A 15081-nucleotide genomic window follows, 5' to 3' on the forward strand; every position below is an offset into this window, starting at 1 on the left:
AAACGTTAGGTAAGCTTAAGAGCGATATGAAAATACGTGAGGCCGTTTGAATGGCAGCCGAGGACGCGTTGATGTTTTTTCAGAACCGGTCTTCGCGATTCGCGACGTTCGCCGGTTTCGCTGCAGGCGGCGCCCATCCGCCGCCCAGCGCGCGCACGAGATCGACCGTCGCGATGGCGAGTGCCTGGCGGCTATGAATCAGCTGGCGTTGCGCGGTCAGTGCGTCCCGGTCCGCATCGATCACCTCGAGATAACTGACGTAGCCGTGCCCGTAACGGCTCAGCGACAACCTCGCCGCTGCTTCCGTGGCACGGGCCGCGCTGTCGTAGCGCACGATCCGCTCCTTCTGCGCGGCAATGTCGTTGAGCGCATCCTGGACCTCGCGCAACGCGCCCAGCGCGGTCGCGCGATAGTTCGCGTCGGCGAGCGTCGCGCCGGCCGTCGCGGCGGCCACCGCGGCCTCGCGCTTGCCGCCGTCGAACACCGTTTCGGCCACGCTCGCGCCGAGGCCCCATAGCGAACTGTTGCGATCGAGAAACGTGTGGAGGTCGCGGCTGGCGAATCCGCCCTGGGCGGTCAGCGTCAAGGTCGGAAGCCACGCGGTGCGGGCGACGCCGATTTCGAGCGACGCCGCGTCGACGCGGCGCGCCGCCGCATAAACGTCCGGGCGTTGCGCGAGCAGCGCGGACGGCAGACCGGGCGGCACGTCCGGCACGCGCATGGCGGACGCCGTCGGCGCGACCGTGAAGGCGGTCGGCGACACACCGGTCAGCACGGCGAGCGCATCGACGAGGTTTTCGCGCAGCCGCCGGCTGTCCGCGAAATCGGCGCGAGCCGTATCGAGATCGGCCGCCGCACGCAGTGCGTCGAGATCGCTCGCCGCGCCGGCCCGCACGCGCGCGGCGATCACGTCGAGCGCGGTGCGTCGCAGCTCGATCGCGCGGGCGAGCGTCGCGAGATCCTGCTCGACGAAATGGAGCGTCAGGTAGTCGCTCGCGACATCGGTCGCGACGCGCAGTCGAACGGCTGCGCGATCGGCGTCGGTCTGCAACACGTTCTGCCTGCCGATCTCCGCATCGCCGCGCAGGCGCCCCCACAGATCGACTTCATAGCTGGCGTTGAACGGCACCGACCAGTTGTGCATCGTGCGTTTCGGCAATGCGTTGTCGACCGTGCCGGATACGCGCGAGCGGCTGAACGACGGATCGACGCCGACGGTCGGCGCCAGTGCGGCTTCGCGCACGCCGAGCAGCGCCCGCGCCTGGTCGACGCGCGCGGCGGCGGCGCGGATGTCCTGATTGCCGCCGAGCGCGGCATCGACGAGCGCGACGAGTGGCGGATCGCCGAACGATGCGGGCCATTCGGCGAGCGACGGTGCGGGTTCGCCAGGCGCATCCGCATGGCGGAACCGGTCGTATCCGACCGCGACGGGAGCGAGCGGCTGCGGCGCGATCGTGCACGCGCTGAGCAGGCCGGCGGCGAGCAGGGCGGCGATGCGGGTCATGGCTGCGAGCGGCTGCGTTGCAGCGAGACGATGACCGACAGGCCGGGCCGAATGCGCGGTTCGGTCGAGGCTGGGCCGTCCAGCAGGATCTTGACGGGCACCCGCTGCGTGACCTTCGTGAAGTTGCCGGTCGCGTTGTCGGGCGGCAACAGCGAGAATTGCCCGCCCGTCGCGGGCGACAGGCTGTCGACGTGGCCGCTGAAGGTCCGGTCCGGCAGCGCGTCGAAGCGCAACTGCACGACGTCCCCGGTGCGCACATGCCGAAGCTGGGTTTCACGGAAGTTCGCAACCACCCACGGGTGCGGTTCGACGACCGTGAGCAGCGCCTGACCGGGCGCGACATGCTCGCCGGTCTCGACCGTCTTCTTGCCGACGTAGCCGTCCGACGGCGCCACGACGGTCGTGTACTGAAGCTGCAGCTCCGCATCGCGCAACTCGGCGTCGTTCTGGTTCGACACGGCATCGGCGGCCTGTCGCGCGGCCTGCGCGCTGCGCTGCTGCGCTTCGGCCGCGTCGATGCGCGCGCGGGCGGACTTGCGCGCCGCGTTGGCGGCATCGAATTCCTGCTGCGACAATCCGCGCGGGGTTTCGCGGGTCAGTTCGCGCGCCCGTGCGTAGTCGAGCTCGGCCTTCTCGGCGTCCGCGCGTGCCGACACGAGCGCCGCGTCGGCTTGCTCGACCAGCGCCCTCGCGCGGCTCGCATCGGAGTGCGCTTGTGCGACGCGGGCCCGCTGCAGCGCCACGCGCACGTCGAAATCGCGCGGATCGAGCCGCACGAGCGGGTCGCCCGCATGCACGAACTGGTTGTCGTCCACCAGCACCCGCTCGACCGTGCCGGCCACGCGCGGCGAGATCACGTGCAGGTGGCCCGTCACGTACGCATCGTCGGTGCCGCGGTCATGCGCGTCGAATTCATAGACCAGCAGCGCGACGAGCAGCAGCGCGCATCCGGCAATCAGTACGACGGGCCACTTGCGCGAGCGCGCGGGGGAGGTGGGCGGCACGTCCGGCGAGTTCGGGGTCACGATCGGGATACTCCATGAAACAGACGGGATTCGTCACATCGCGCTATGCTTGCGCGAGCCTTTTGCGCGGGAGCCGCTCGACGATGAACACCACGTTCGCCCCCGGTGGCACGACACCGGCGCCGGCCGCCGCGCCGGCCGCCGACATACCGACGTTCCGTTCGATCGCCGCGATCGCGGCGCTGCTGCTCGGCGCGATCATTTCGACGTTGACGTCGCGCATCACGTCGCTCGGGCTCGCCGACGTGCGCGGCGCGCTCGGCGTCGGTTTCGACGAGGGCGCGTGGATCAACACCGCGTTCATCGCATCGCAGATGTTCGTCGGGCCGCTCGCGATCGCGGCGGCCTTCGTGTTCGGCACGCGTCGCGTGCTGCTGGCGGGTGCCGCGGTATTCCTGGTCGTCGAAAGCGTGCTGCCGCTGTGCACGAATTTCGGCACGTTCATCGTGTTCCAGAGCGTGGCCGGTTTCGCGTCCGGCGTGTTCGTGCCGCTGACCGTCGGGTTCGTCGTCCGCACGCTGCCGCCGCGGCTGATTCCGTTCGGCATCGCCGCGTATGCGATGAACCTCGAGATGTCGCTCAACCTCTCGGCGACGCTCGAAGGTTGGTACAGCGAACACCTGAGCTGGCGCTGGCTGTTCTGGCAGAACGCGCTGCTGACCGTGCCGTTCATCGTCTGCCTGATGCTGTCGCTGTTGACCGAACCGATCAAGCGCCTCGCGTCCGGGATCGACACGCGCGGCATGCTGCTCGGCGCCGGCGGGTTCGCGTGCCTGTGCGTCGCGCTCGATCAGGGCGAGCGGCTGTTCTGGTTTCAGTCGCCGCTGATCGTCGCGCTGCTGTGCATCGGCATCGTGATGGTGGCCGCGTTCCTGATCCATGAACTGGCGTCGCGACGGGCCGGGCTCGATCTCGCCTACCTCGCGCTGCCCAACGTCGCGTTGCTGATCCTGCTCGTCGGCCTCGTGCGCTTTACCGTGCTCAACACGAGCTTCATTCCGTCGGCATTTCTCGCGAGCACCTACGGGCTGCGCCCGCTGCAGATCGGCGACACGCTGCGCTGGATCGCGATGCCGCAACTGCTGTTCGCGCCGTGCGTGGCGTGGCTGCTGCAACGCGTCGATCCGCGCCGGCTGATCGTGGCCGGCTTCGCGATGGTGGCGATCGCGTTCGCGCTCGGCGCGCAAATCACGCCCGTCTGGGCCGAACCCGACTTCATCCCGTCGCAACTGCTTCAGGCACTGGGTCAGACGATGGCACTCACGTCGGTCGTGTTCTTCTTCGGCAAGCACGTGACGGCCGAGCATGCGCTGACGTTCGGCGCCGTCGTGCAGACGACGCGCCTGCTGAGCGGGCAGCTCGGCACGACGTCGATCGCGGTGATCCAGCGCATCATGGAGGCTACCCATTCGAATCTCGTCGGTCTGCATGTCACGCTGTCGGATCCGCAAACGCTGGAGCGCTTGCGGGCCGGCGCGGCGTCGCTTGTGTCGCACGGCGCGACCTTCGCGACGGGCGACCAGGCGGCCTATGTGTTGCTCGATCGGGCCGTCCGCGTCCAGGCGACGACGCTCGCACTCGCCGACAATTTCCGTGTCGCGATGGTTCTCGCGGTCGCGGGGGCGCTGATCGGCATGATGCTCAGGCCGGCGCGTGCGCCGTAAGCGCCCGACGCCGGATCGGCGGATATCCCGCATCGACGATTCTGGCGATCGCGCACGCCGCAACGGAAGCGCGACGACCTGAAAAATCCTGAAACGTGCTGAACGACGCGCCGGCCTGGCGGCCGGGCGCGCCGTACTGTGACGCTTGCGCTTACGCTTTCAGAAACGCGAGCAGTTCGGCATTGATCCGGTCGGCGTTGACGACGCACATCCCGTGCGAGCCGCCGGGGATGACCTTGAGCTCCGCGTGCTTCACGATCTTCGCGGACAGGCGAGCCGAATCGTCGATCGGCACGATCTGGTCGTCGTCGCCGTGCAGGATCAGCGTCGGGACGTCGATCTTCTTCAGGTCGTCGGTGTAGTCGACCTCGGAGAATTCCTTGACGCACAGATACTGGCCATGGATGCCGCCCATCATGCCCTGCGCCCAGAACGCGTCGATCGTGCCTTGCGACACCTTGGCATTCGGACGGTTGAAGCCGAAGAACGGCACGGCGAGATCCTTGTAGAACTGCGAACGGTTCTCGGCGACGTTCTTGCGGATCCCGTCGAACACGTCCATCGGCAGGCCGCCGGGATTGGACGCCGATTTCACCATCTGCGGCGGCACGGCGCCGATCAGCACGGCTTTCGACACGCGCTTCGTGCCGTGGCGCCCGATGTAGTGCGCGACTTCGCCGCCGCCGGTGGAGTGGCCGACGAGCGTGGCTTCGCGCAGGTCGAGCGCATTCATCAGTGCCGCGAGATCGTCGGCATACGTGTCCATGTCGTTGCCTTGCGACGGCTGGCTCGAGCGGCCGTGACCGCGGCGATCGTGCGCGATCACGCGATAGCCGTGCTGCAAGAGGAACAGCATCTGCGAGTCCCACGCGTCGGCGCACAGCGGCCAGCCGTGCGAGAAGACGACCGGGCGGCCGCTGCCCCAGTCCTTGAAGTAAATCTGCGTACCGTCTTTGGTGGTGATCGTGTTCATCGCATGGGCTCCTTGATGGACGGAAGCGGCGTGTTTGGGGGCGGCGGCGGCAGCGGCCGGCAGCGCGGCGGCTGCAACGGCGGTCGCGCCGGCAAGCAGCATGTCTCGGCGACGCGCCGAGGGAACGGCGTCGATGTCTGCTGGACGCATGGGAACTCCTTGAACGTGCGGTGGAACGATGCCGCGTTGGATGGATGGTTCGGATCTGCCCGCATGCGGCAATCGCGCCGGCAGCCGGTGTGCGTTCGCGGTCGCGGGCCGGCAGGCGCGCGAAGGCAGCGAACGAACGCCGACAGGAGCCTATCCCGCGGTCGTGCGCCATGTACTGAAATCGGGCTGAATTTTCATGAAGCCGGTCGCGGCGCATGCCGCGCAAACGCACCGACCAGAAAAATTAAGCCTGGAATAAAGACTCTTCAGCGGCGGCTCGCTATCGTCAGCATCAGGTCATCCCGTCGCGGGTCGGTGCCGGTCCGCGTCGGCGGATGGCGATCGCGACGCGGGCGGGTGTGCAACATCCGGACCGCTCGCCACTTGCCTGGGTACGCCGCCATGGACGAATTCAATCGCTGGGAGCACGTGATGACGCTGCTCGACCCGTCGCCGGCCGTGAGTCGCTGTGCGCCGTCGCATCTTCGCGACCCGGACCCCGCGCGCCGTCGCTATCGTGACGACGCGCCGCCCGCGTCGAGCGGCGGCGTGCGCCGCCGGTGCGCGATCGTCGCCGCCGAGCGGCAGACCGATTCGTCGGTGTTGATCTCGTGGAGCGACCCGACGCGCTGCCGCTACGACGAGCAGCGCTGGATCAGCGCAAAGTCTCGCACCCTCGGGCGCTGCGCGCTGACCGGGATCACGATTCACACCGGCGATGCGATCTACAAGCCGCAATGGCGCGGCGCGAAGCGCCCCGCGAACTACCGGGAGGTGATCCTCGCGTCCGAACTGGAGCGCTTCATCGCCGGGCTGTCCCGTTCATGATCGGTCCGTCGGCCCTGGCTGGCGGCCGCTACTTTTTCACCGCTGAGGAAGCAATCCGCATGAGCACGTTCACGACACGCGACGGCGTTTCGATTCACTACAAGGACTGGGGAGCAGGGCGACCGGTCGTGTTCATTCACGGCTGGCCGTTGAATGCGGACATGTGGGACGTCCAGATGCATCACCTCGCGTCGAACGGCTTTCGCTGCATCGCCTACGACCGGCGCGGCTTCGGCCGGTCCGGCCAGCCGTGGACGGGCTACGACTACGATACGCTGGCGGACGACCTCGCGACGCTGATCGAGACGCTCGGGCTGCGCGACGTGACGCTCGTCGGCTTTTCGATGGGCGGCGGCGAAGTGGCCCGCTACATCGGCCGGCACGGCACGCGACACATCGCGAAGGCCGTCCTGATCGGATCGGTGACGCCGCTGGTCGCGCGGCGCGACGACCATCCGGACGGTGTCGACATGGCCGTGTTCGACGGTATCCGCGCGGGCATCATGGCCGACCGCGCGGCATTCTTCGAGCACTTCTGGCCGCTGTTCACCGGTTCGAACCGGGCCGCGTCGACGATCTCGCGCGCCGCGCTCGACTGGACGTCCTTCATGGCGCTGCAGGGCGGCTTGAAGGGCACGCTCGATTGCGTCGGCGCGTTTTCAGAAACCGATTTCAGGGCGGATCTCGACAAGTTCGACGTGCCGACGCTCGTGATTCATGGCGACGACGACCAGACGGTGCCGCTCGCGCTCACGGGCGCCGCCGCGGCGAAGCGCGTGCCGCATGCGACGCTGAGCGTCTACGAGGGCGGGCCGCATGCGTTGTATCTGACGCACGCGCAACGATTGAATGACGAACTGCTGGCGTTCGCCCGCGCATGACTCGACGGCGGTTGCTGCCGTGACGTGGCGGAGCAGGCCCGGCCGACCGGCCGGCTCACTCCGTCCACGTCGACCCGAGCACCAGGCCGCAGAAATTCGTCCGGCGATAGTCCGGGTCGCACCGCTCGAGCACGTCGGCGCAGACGTTGCCGAACGCAGTCGCGGGGCGATGCGCGGTGCCCGCGGCGAACGCCTCGAGGAACAGTTCCTTGAAACACGGGCCGCGTGGCCACGCGTTGACGATCTCGTCACGTTCGGACCGGCTCACTTCGTCGAAATGGCGTGCAAAGAGATCCGTCTCGATGCCCGCGCCGAGCAGCGCCGTCAACGACGTCATGTACGGGTGAATGCCAAAGGTTGTCTGCAGCGCGATTGCACGCCACACCTCAGCCGCACCGTCGGCGGCGACGCCGTATCCGCAGAGGAATGCGTGCGCGGCATTCGCGCCGTCGATCTCGAAGCGCCGGCGCGAATGCCGGTAGCGCTCGGTCAGTCCGAAGTCATGGAACAGCGCGGCGATGTAAAGCAGCTCGGCGTCGAATGCGATGCCGCGACGCAGCCCGATGATCGACGCGAACGCGAACACGCGCATCGCGTGCCGGAACAGGAGTTCAGGCTCGCCGGCGCGCACGGCCGCGGCGGCCTCCCGTGCGATCGGGCCGTTTGGAATCCGGATGCCGGCGATACGGTTGCCCATGGTCGTGCTCCTCGCGGCGTGACGGCAGTGGCTCGACGCTGGCGCCGTGGAACCATCGTCGCGCGTCGCGCCGCTGAATGTCCTGAGCGGCGCCTGAATCGTTCTGAACGGAAAATCCGACCGTCCGTCCCTGCCGGAATCGGTTTCGCCGCGCCTCGCACGTCGTTGTTACCGGTTTTTTCTCGCAAGCCATCCGAACGGTCATCTCAATTCACGAGACTACGAAATCAAGTTCAGTCAATCGGCCGTTTTATCCTACGAAATGGGTTCATGGGTAAACGGCTATTTCATGCATTGAAAATGCAGGTTGCCGTGGTGCTCCGTGCCTTGCCAGTTGGGGCGGGGCGCGACGTCGCGGCGAGCGTGATATTCATCGATTCAAAAAATTTGCTGTTTGAGTTCTGATAATTTGAATCATTTGACCTGACAAATGCCGTAGCATTGCCATCAAACTGGTGTCATTTTTGACAGGGCATCGATGAATGCAATCGATTAAAAATTCCCATGATCCGGATTGGAACGCTTCACGTTTTTCTCGACAGACGTGAAATTCGCTCGAACGGCAAGCTGCTGCGTATCGGCAGTCGCGCATTCGAAATTCTCGAACTCCTGATTCGTGCGAACGGCGCGCTGGTATCGAAAGACGAAATCATGCAGCGCGTGTGGCCGCACACGATCGTGGAGGAAAACAACCTGCAGGTGCATATCGCCGCGTTGCGCAAGGCGCTCGCCGACGACCGGAACCTGATCGTCACGGTGCCGGGGCGCGGCTATCGGCTGGTTGGCGGCCACGCCGAAGGCGCGGCGCCCGCACCTCCCGCGACGTCGCGGCTGACGGCCGCGCCGACCGTACTCGTCGGCCGCGAGCAGACCGTCGCCGACGTCGTTGCGGCGCTCGACACCGCGCGCGTCGTGACGCTGGTCGGGGCGGGCGGCATCGGCAAGACGCGGGTCGCGCTCGAAGCGGCCATGCGGGCCGAGGCGCGCTTTCCGGATGGCGCCGCGTTCGTGTCGCTGGCCACAGTTGCGAGTCCGCGATTCGTGCCCGACGCGCTGGCGGGTGCGTTCGGCATCGTGGAGCCGACCGGATCGCTGACGCTCGAAGCGGTGCTGGCGAGCGTGGCGGACCGCCGGATGTTGCTGGTGCTCGACAATTGCGAGCATCTGCTCGACGCCGCCGCGCAGATCGCGACCGCACTGACCGAATCCGACGCCGGATTGCGCGTCCTCGCGACCAGCCGCGAGGCGCTGCGTATCCAGGGCGAGCGGCTGTGTCCGATTCCGCCGCTCGATGTCCCCGGCGAAGGCACCGACGATGCTCAGACCCTGAGCGCCAGCGCGGTGCAACTGTTCTCGGCGCGCGCGCGTGCCGCCGATCCCCGCTTTCCGCTCGACGAACGCAGCGTGGCGCTGATGGCGTCGGTGTGCCGTCGTCTCGACGGTCTCCCGCTCGCCATCGAACTGGCGGCAGCCCGCGCGGCCGTGCTCGGCATCGACGTGCTGGCCGCGCATCTCGACGACCATTTCAGGTTGCTGACCGGCGGTTTTCGTACGGCCTTGCCGCGTCATCAGACGCTGCAGGCGATGTACGACTGGAGCTACCGCTTGCTCGGGGACGCGGAGCGCCTGCTGTTGCGGTGGCTCGGCGTGTTCCGCGACAGCTTCTCGATCGACGCGGTGCGGGATATCGTCGGAACGAAGGGGTTGGCCGATGCGGACCTGCTCGACACGATCGCCGGCCTCGTCTCGAAGTCGCTGCTGTGCCTCGAGAGCGCGCACGGCGCACCGCGCTACCGGCTGCTGACCACGACGCGCGCCTATGCGATGCAGCAGCTCGAGAACAACGGCGAATGCGCGGCCGCGGCACGCGCGCATGCGAACTACTTCCATACATTATTCAGGCTTGCGCCCGGCGGTGGCGGCGGCGGCGACGGGGCGGGGGCCGAATCGCGGCTCGACGTGATCCGGCGAGAGCTCGGCAATCTGCGCGCGGCGCTCGACTGGGCGTTTTCGCCGAATGGCGATCCGGACGTCGGCATCGCGCTGGCGGCTGTCGCGGTCCCATGCCTGTTCGACCTGTCGCTGGTGGACGAATGTCGCGAACGGGCGCGCACGGCGCTCGATGCAATGCGGAACATGGACGAGACACGGGCGCGCGAGGATGCGCGCGTGCGCCTGCTGGCCGCCTATGCCGCCGCGCTCGCCCATATCTCGGGGCCGACGCACGTCGTACACGAAGCGTGGTCCGAAGTGCACGCGTTCGGGTTCGAAGCGGGCGAGGCCGAGTTGCCGCCGCGCGAATCGTAACGGCGCGCGCCGCCGGAGAATTCAGAACGTTTCAGCCTGAACACAGGACCGGGCCGGCCCGTGCGTCTACATTGCATGCACGGAGACCGTCGGCGATTCGCAGGCGTGCGCGCAGCAGACCGGCTCGCACCGCAGCATCGATGTCGCGACGCCACTGAATGCCAGCGCGGGGCGGCAGCGGCACATGCGTTGCCGCCGCGACTTCGCGCGTCATCGAACGACTACCGCATGAAACCTGTCCAGCCTGACTTTTCTCGCCACGATTCGCTGCCGGCGGCCGCTCGCCGGATCGGGTAGCGCGCGCCATGCGATCGCGCGGATTCCCCGCCCGTCGCGCAACGCGCACGCGGCCCGTTCCGGCATGCTGAACCTGTCGGCCACGGTCGCTTACGGCGCGCCGATCGTCGTTGCCGACCTCATTGCATGGCGGTTGCTCGGGCCAGGCCGTTCGACGACGAAAGCGGTCTGGCGCTGTGCGTCGTTCGCCGCGCTGACCTATGTGCTGTTCGCAACCGGCGTGAGCCCGCTCGCGGTGCCGGCGTCGCCCGACCGGTTCGACCGGCTGGCGATCCAGGCGATCGGTGTCGCGTGGTGGCTGCAGTGCGCGCTGGTGTTCAGCCTGATGCTCGACCATCTGCTGCTGCCGCGCGCGTGGCGCAACCAGCGGCTGTTTCATGACATCGCCGCAGGCGCCGTGTTCGGTGCGGCCGCGGTGGCCGCGCTGGGCTATGTCCTGGGTCTGCCGCTGAGCGGCCTGGTCGCGACCTCGGGCGCGGTGGCCGTGATTCTGGGCCTGGCCGTCCAGAACACGCTGAACGACGTGTTCTCGGGCCTCGTCCTGAATACCACGCAGCCATTTCGCCTGGGCGATACGGTGGCCATCGGCGAGCTGGAAGGGCGGATCGTCGAAAGCAACTGGCGCGCGACCAAGATGATCAACAGCCTCGGCAACCTGGTCGTCGTGCCGAACAGCACCGCGGCGAAGGCGACGATCGTCAACCTGAGCGAACCCCCGAGCGTGCACGGCGTGACGCTGACGATCGAGATCGATCCGGAAGTGCGGCCGGCCATCGTCGTCGATGCGCTCGACCGGGCTGCCTCCAGTTCGCTCGACGTGCTGGCCAGCCCCGCGCCGGTCGCGGTCGTCAAGGCATTCAGGACCAACTCCGTCGAATACGAACTCGTCTGTTACGTCGACGCGCTGCAAAAAAAGGTGGCGGTGCGTAACCGGCTCTACGATCTGGCTCACCGGCATCTGGCCGCCGCGGACATCGCGTTGCGCCCGCTTGGCGGAACGGCCGCGGCGCACCGGCCGGTGTCGCGCGGTCAACGGCTGTTGCGCGCGGTCGAGCTCTTCCGGCAACTCGGTGACGAGGATCTGGCGGTGCTGGCCGACGCGCTGGCGTCACGCGTATTCCACAAAGGGGAGGTGATCTACGCGTCGAATTCCGATACGCGCCTGCTGACGATCGTCGGGTCCGGCGTCGCATCGGTGTTCGTGCCGGGCGCGACCGGCGACACGGAGGTCAGGCGGATGGCGCCCGGCGACGCGATCGGCCAGTCCGTCGTGCTGGCCGGCACGCAACTTCATGCGAGTGTCTATGCCGTGACTGCGGTGACGGCCTATCAGTTGAGCAGCCGCGACCTGACACCGCTCATTGCGAGGAAGCCGGAACTCGGGCGATTGATGTGCGAATCCCTGACCGAACACATCGCGACCGAGGAGAAGATGATGATTCCGCCGGCCGCGAAGGCGCACGCGTCGTTCAACCTGATCGAATGGCTCGAGAAGGAGATGAAGCGCCTGCACGATTCGTTCGGCTGATGCGGCGGGAGATCTCGGGGACACGTTCGATCGAGGGGCGCGGCCGACGGGCGGCGGAATCAGGCAAGCGCGGTGAAGCGGTCGACGAGATCGGGGCGGGCGAGCTGCTCGACCCACCAGTGCAACGCGCGTCCGGCCTCGTCGCCGCGCCACGCGATATAGCAATGCGTCGTGTCGCGCATGCCGGTCACCTTGCGTGCGACGAGCTTGCCCTGCGCGATCGCGCGTGCCGCGATGCAATCCGGCAGCGTGCCCACCGCGAGTCCTTCGCACTGCGCGGCCAGCTTTGCGGCGAGCGTGGGGACCGCGAGATACGGCTGCCCGGCGTCGATGGCGACCGAGCGTGGCTGCAGTTCGCGAGAGGTGTCGCTGATGACGGCGCCACGATGCTCGACGACCGACGCCATCGACAGCGGTTCGGGCAGCGCCGCGAGCGGATGGGTCGGTGCGACGGCGAACACGTGCCTGAGCGTGCCGATCGGCCGCGCGACGATGTCCGGCAGTTCCGGCGGCTCGCCCGCCGCGCCGACGACGAGATCCGCGCGGCGCGAAATCAGCGCATCCCAGGTGCCGCCGAGGACTTCGGTGGACAGGCGCAGCCGCGTGTTCATCTCGAGTCCGTAGAACGCATGCACGTAGGGCCACAACGCCTCGAACGGCAGGATCTCGTCGATACAGATGCGAACCTCGGTTTCCCAGCCTTGCTGGGCACGCAGCGCCTTGAGTTCGAGCTGTTCGGCAGCATGCAGCAGCCGGCGGCCCTCTTCGACGACCACGCGACCCGCGTGCGTGAGCTTCGCGCGGCGCCCGCTCCGGTCGAACAGTGCGACGCCGAGGTCGCTTTCGAGCTTTTGTACGAGATAAGTCAGCGCGGACGGTACGCGGTGCAGGAGCTCCGCGGCTTCGGCGAACGTGCCGGTGCGGTCGATCGCGTCCAGTGCCTCGAGCGCTTCGAATGACAGCTTCATGATGAATTCCACGGGGGCGTCGGGTTGCCATGTTATCTCCAAGCACCGCCGAGTCCAATACGAATCGGAACAATTCGTCCGTGGATCGGAGCCGGGGCACCATCCTGTCCGTGCAGGATTGCCTCCCGCGGTTGCGGCGTCCGATCGGTATTGGTGGTGTGTGCCGTTTCCGAAGCGTCGGCACACGGGGGGAGCCGTGCCGACCGGGGCCGCGTTTCGCGGGTGCTGCGCGTTTTTGCTTACCCGCGTGTCGTCGGCGTCGGCAGATCGGTTGGCGTGCCGATCTGCCTGCGCGAATCCGGTCGATCAGCTTGGGGTGCGACGGTGTCTATTGACGTTTCTTCGCGGCGGCGTCGGATGCCTGGGCGCCGGGCAGCGCGCCGAACATGTGCTGGCTGCACTTCGCCTCGTTCCACGCGGTTTTCAGATGAATCCCTCCGAGCATCCGGCGTGCGACCGGCAGGATCTGTTCGCCGGCAAGAATGCCCAGCAGGCCGGCCAGCGCGATCGTGGGCGGAGCAGGCGACGGCACGCCGATCAGGTAGTAGACAGCGCCGGCGAGCATTCCGGCAAGTAGCGACGAAATGTACGGCTTCATGATTCAGAGGCAAGTGAATGACAACCGTGTGAAAAATTCGGATAACTACCGATAAGGAGACGAGCATGAATTTATTCAATAGCGTAGCAGGTCTTTTCTGATGTGACCGTTGAATTCGACGGTTTTTAAGATCTTTTAAGGCCTGAATTTAGGGATTTTATTAATAGACTTGATTAAGTGGCGTTACCATCGATTCGCGTATTGAATGACAGCGGCTGGCAGGCGAACCTTCCGGCACAGCGCATTGGGCGCCTCGCGGCTTGCCGGCGAGGCAGGCAAATTTTTCTCCGCGTCAAAGGACATGACCGCCATGAGCAATCCGAAGCTTGAAGTACTCACCCCCCATAACAGCCAGCTGATCTTCATCGACCAGCAGCCGCAGATGGCATTCGGCGTGCAGTCGATCGATCGTCAGGCGCTGAAGAACAACGTCGTCGGGCTCGCGAAGGCCGCGAAGGTATTCAACATCCCGACCACGATCACGACGGTGGAATCCGAGAGCTTCTCGGGTCACACCTATCCCGAACTGCTCGACGTGTTCCCGAACCAGAAGACGCTCGAACGCACGTCGATGAACTCGTGGGACGACCAGAAGGTGCGCGACGCGCTGGCCGCGAATGGTCGCAAGAAGGTGGTCGTCTCGGGCCTGTGGACCGAAGTCTGCAATACGACGTTCGCGCTCTGCGCGATGCTCGAAGGCGACTACGAGATCTACATGGTCGCCGATGCATCGGGCGGCACGTCGAAGGACGCGCACGACTTCGCGATGCAACGGATGATCCAGGCCGGCGTGGTGCCGGTGACGTGGCAGCAGGTCTTGCTCGAGTGGCAGCGCGACTGGGCACACCGCGAGACGTATGACGCAGTGATGGCGATCGCGAAGGAACATTCGGGTGCGTACGGCATGGGCGTCGACTACGCGTACACGATGGTCCACAAGGCCGCGCAGCGCACCGCGACGCCGCACGAGTCGATCCCGGCCGTGCCGGCGAAGTAAGCGCGGACAGTCAGCGACTGTCGATGCCGAAGCGGCGTGTTCGATCCGGACGCGCCGGCTCGGCGATGCGTCGACGCGGACGGTGGAACGTGACGATTCACGATGCCGTCCGCCAGGCGTTTGCCAGGGCCTAGGGCCTGCATTCCAACCTGTCCGAGAAATTGATCGTATGGAACCTTATCTGGTTTCCCTTGGTGCGGGCTTGCTGATCGGTGTCATTTACAGCGCAATCAAGGTCCGCTCTCCGGCACCGCCGCTGATTGCCCTGGTCGGGCTGCTCGGCATGGTGATCGGCGTGCAGGTCATCCCCACCCTCAAACAGCTCTTTGGCTTCTGACCGAAACGAGGTGATGTATATGACCGCAACCGAGTCCCAACCGGATCTGATCCTTCACAACGGAAGGTTCACGACTCTCGACCGCGCAAACCCCACCGCGACGGCGGTGGCGATCGCCGCGGGCCGCTTCGTCGCGGTCGGCAACGAAGCGGAAGTCATGCCGCTGGCCGGCCGTGCAACGAAGGTCGTCGACCTCGGGGGCCGTGCCGTGCTGCCGGGCCTGATCGACAACCACTGCCACGTGATTCGCGGCGGCCTGAACTACAACCTTGAGCTGCGCTGGGACGGCGTGCCGTCGCTCGCGGTCGCGATGGACATGCTCAAGCG

At 66.7% G+C, this 15081-nt stretch carries 15 protein-coding genes; 9 read left to right on the forward strand and 6 right to left on the reverse strand.

Going from position 1 to position 15081, the window contains the following annotated elements; all coding sequences use genetic code 11:
* Positions 1 to 79: 79 nt before the first annotated feature.
* Both WS75_RS16385 and WS75_RS16390 read right to left on the reverse strand, forming a co-directional pair.
* A complete protein-coding gene (locus WS75_RS16385) occupies positions 80 to 1504 on the reverse strand; it encodes an efflux transporter outer membrane subunit (protein WP_059681430.1) in 1425 nt (474 codons plus the stop codon).
* A complete protein-coding gene (locus tag WS75_RS16390; RefSeq protein ID WP_059681431.1) occupies positions 1501 to 2529 on the reverse strand; it encodes an HlyD family secretion protein in 1029 nt (342 codons plus the stop codon). Before WS75_RS16390 ends, WS75_RS16385 begins: the two co-directional genes overlap by 4 nt.
* An 83-nt stretch (positions 2530 to 2612) precedes the next feature.
* On the opposite strand from WS75_RS16390, the gene WS75_RS16395 reads away from it, so the two are divergent.
* Positions 2613 to 4193: an MFS transporter gene (locus WS75_RS16395; RefSeq protein ID WP_059681442.1), complete on the forward strand. Its 1581-nt coding sequence runs from the start codon at positions 2613 to 2615 to the stop codon at positions 4191 to 4193.
* A 151-nt stretch (positions 4194 to 4344) separates the two neighbouring features.
* Here WS75_RS16395 and WS75_RS16400 read toward each other — a convergent pair whose 3' ends face one another.
* On the reverse strand, positions 4345 to 5166 hold the full coding sequence (locus tag WS75_RS16400; protein WP_179948920.1) for an alpha/beta fold hydrolase: 822 nt from the start codon (positions 5164 to 5166) through the stop codon (positions 4345 to 4347).
* Between the two features lie 552 nt (positions 5167 to 5718).
* On the opposite strand from WS75_RS16400, the gene WS75_RS16405 reads away from it, so the two are divergent.
* Positions 5719 to 6144 (forward strand): DUF3331 domain-containing protein, encoded by a 426-nt coding sequence (locus tag WS75_RS16405; RefSeq protein WP_059681433.1) that lies wholly within the window; start codon positions 5719 to 5721, stop codon positions 6142 to 6144.
* 59 nt (positions 6145 to 6203) lie between these two features.
* Positions 6204 to 7025, forward strand: a complete 822-nt coding sequence (locus WS75_RS16410) for an alpha/beta fold hydrolase (RefSeq protein WP_059681443.1) — start codon at positions 6204 to 6206, stop codon at positions 7023 to 7025.
* A gap of 55 nt (positions 7026 to 7080) precedes the next feature.
* Here the strand turns inward: WS75_RS16410 and WS75_RS16415 are convergent, their stop codons facing one another.
* The gene (locus WS75_RS16415; protein ID WP_059681434.1) at positions 7081 to 7722 is read right to left on the reverse strand and encodes an HD domain-containing protein; all 642 of its coding nucleotides are present in this window, start codon (positions 7720 to 7722) and stop codon (positions 7081 to 7083) included.
* A gap of 270 nt (positions 7723 to 7992) precedes the next feature.
* Between WS75_RS16415 and WS75_RS34605 the strand changes: the two genes are divergently transcribed.
* From WS75_RS34605 to WS75_RS16425, 3 genes are all read left to right on the forward strand, one after another.
* Positions 7993 to 8127, forward strand: a complete 135-nt coding sequence (locus WS75_RS34605) for a hypothetical protein (RefSeq protein WP_257129399.1) — start codon at positions 7993 to 7995, stop codon at positions 8125 to 8127.
* 99 nt (positions 8128 to 8226) lie between these two features.
* Complete coding sequence (locus WS75_RS16420) at positions 8227 to 10029, forward strand: winged helix-turn-helix domain-containing protein (RefSeq protein ID WP_059681435.1); 1803 nt, start codon at positions 8227 to 8229, stop codon at positions 10027 to 10029.
* Positions 10030 to 10390: 361 nt separating this feature from the next.
* Positions 10391 to 11854 carry a mechanosensitive ion channel family protein gene (locus WS75_RS16425; protein WP_059681436.1) on the forward strand — a complete coding sequence of 488 codons (1464 nt, stop codon included), beginning with the start codon at positions 10391 to 10393 and terminating at the stop codon, positions 11852 to 11854.
* A gap of 59 nt (positions 11855 to 11913) precedes the next feature.
* Here the strand turns inward: WS75_RS16425 and WS75_RS16430 are convergent, their stop codons facing one another.
* Positions 11914 to 12822, reverse strand: coding sequence for a LysR family transcriptional regulator (locus tag WS75_RS16430; protein WP_059681437.1), 909 nt, complete (start codon positions 12820 to 12822; stop codon positions 11914 to 11916).
* A gap of 328 nt (positions 12823 to 13150) precedes the next feature.
* Positions 13151 to 13420, reverse strand: a complete 270-nt coding sequence (locus tag WS75_RS16435) for a XapX domain-containing protein (RefSeq protein WP_059681438.1) — start codon at positions 13418 to 13420, stop codon at positions 13151 to 13153.
* Between the two features lie 310 nt (positions 13421 to 13730).
* Here WS75_RS16435 and WS75_RS16440 point away from each other — a divergent pair, with 310 nt between their 5' ends.
* The 3 genes from WS75_RS16440 to WS75_RS16450 all read left to right on the forward strand — a co-directional run.
* Positions 13731 to 14417, forward strand: a complete 687-nt coding sequence (locus tag WS75_RS16440) for a hydrolase (protein WP_059681444.1) — start codon at positions 13731 to 13733, stop codon at positions 14415 to 14417.
* A 169-nt stretch (positions 14418 to 14586) separates the two neighbouring features.
* Complete coding sequence (locus tag WS75_RS16445) at positions 14587 to 14754, forward strand: DUF1427 family protein (RefSeq protein WP_059606194.1); 168 nt, start codon at positions 14587 to 14589, stop codon at positions 14752 to 14754.
* A gap of 19 nt (positions 14755 to 14773) precedes the next feature.
* The coding region (locus tag WS75_RS16450; protein ID WP_156429808.1) for an amidohydrolase family protein at positions 14774 to 15081 on the forward strand (308 nt) is incomplete at its 3' end.

It is taken from the genome of Burkholderia sp. FL-7-2-10-S1-D7 (assembly GCF_001524185.1).
Classification (GTDB): domain Bacteria; phylum Pseudomonadota; class Gammaproteobacteria; order Burkholderiales; family Burkholderiaceae; genus Burkholderia; species Burkholderia diffusa.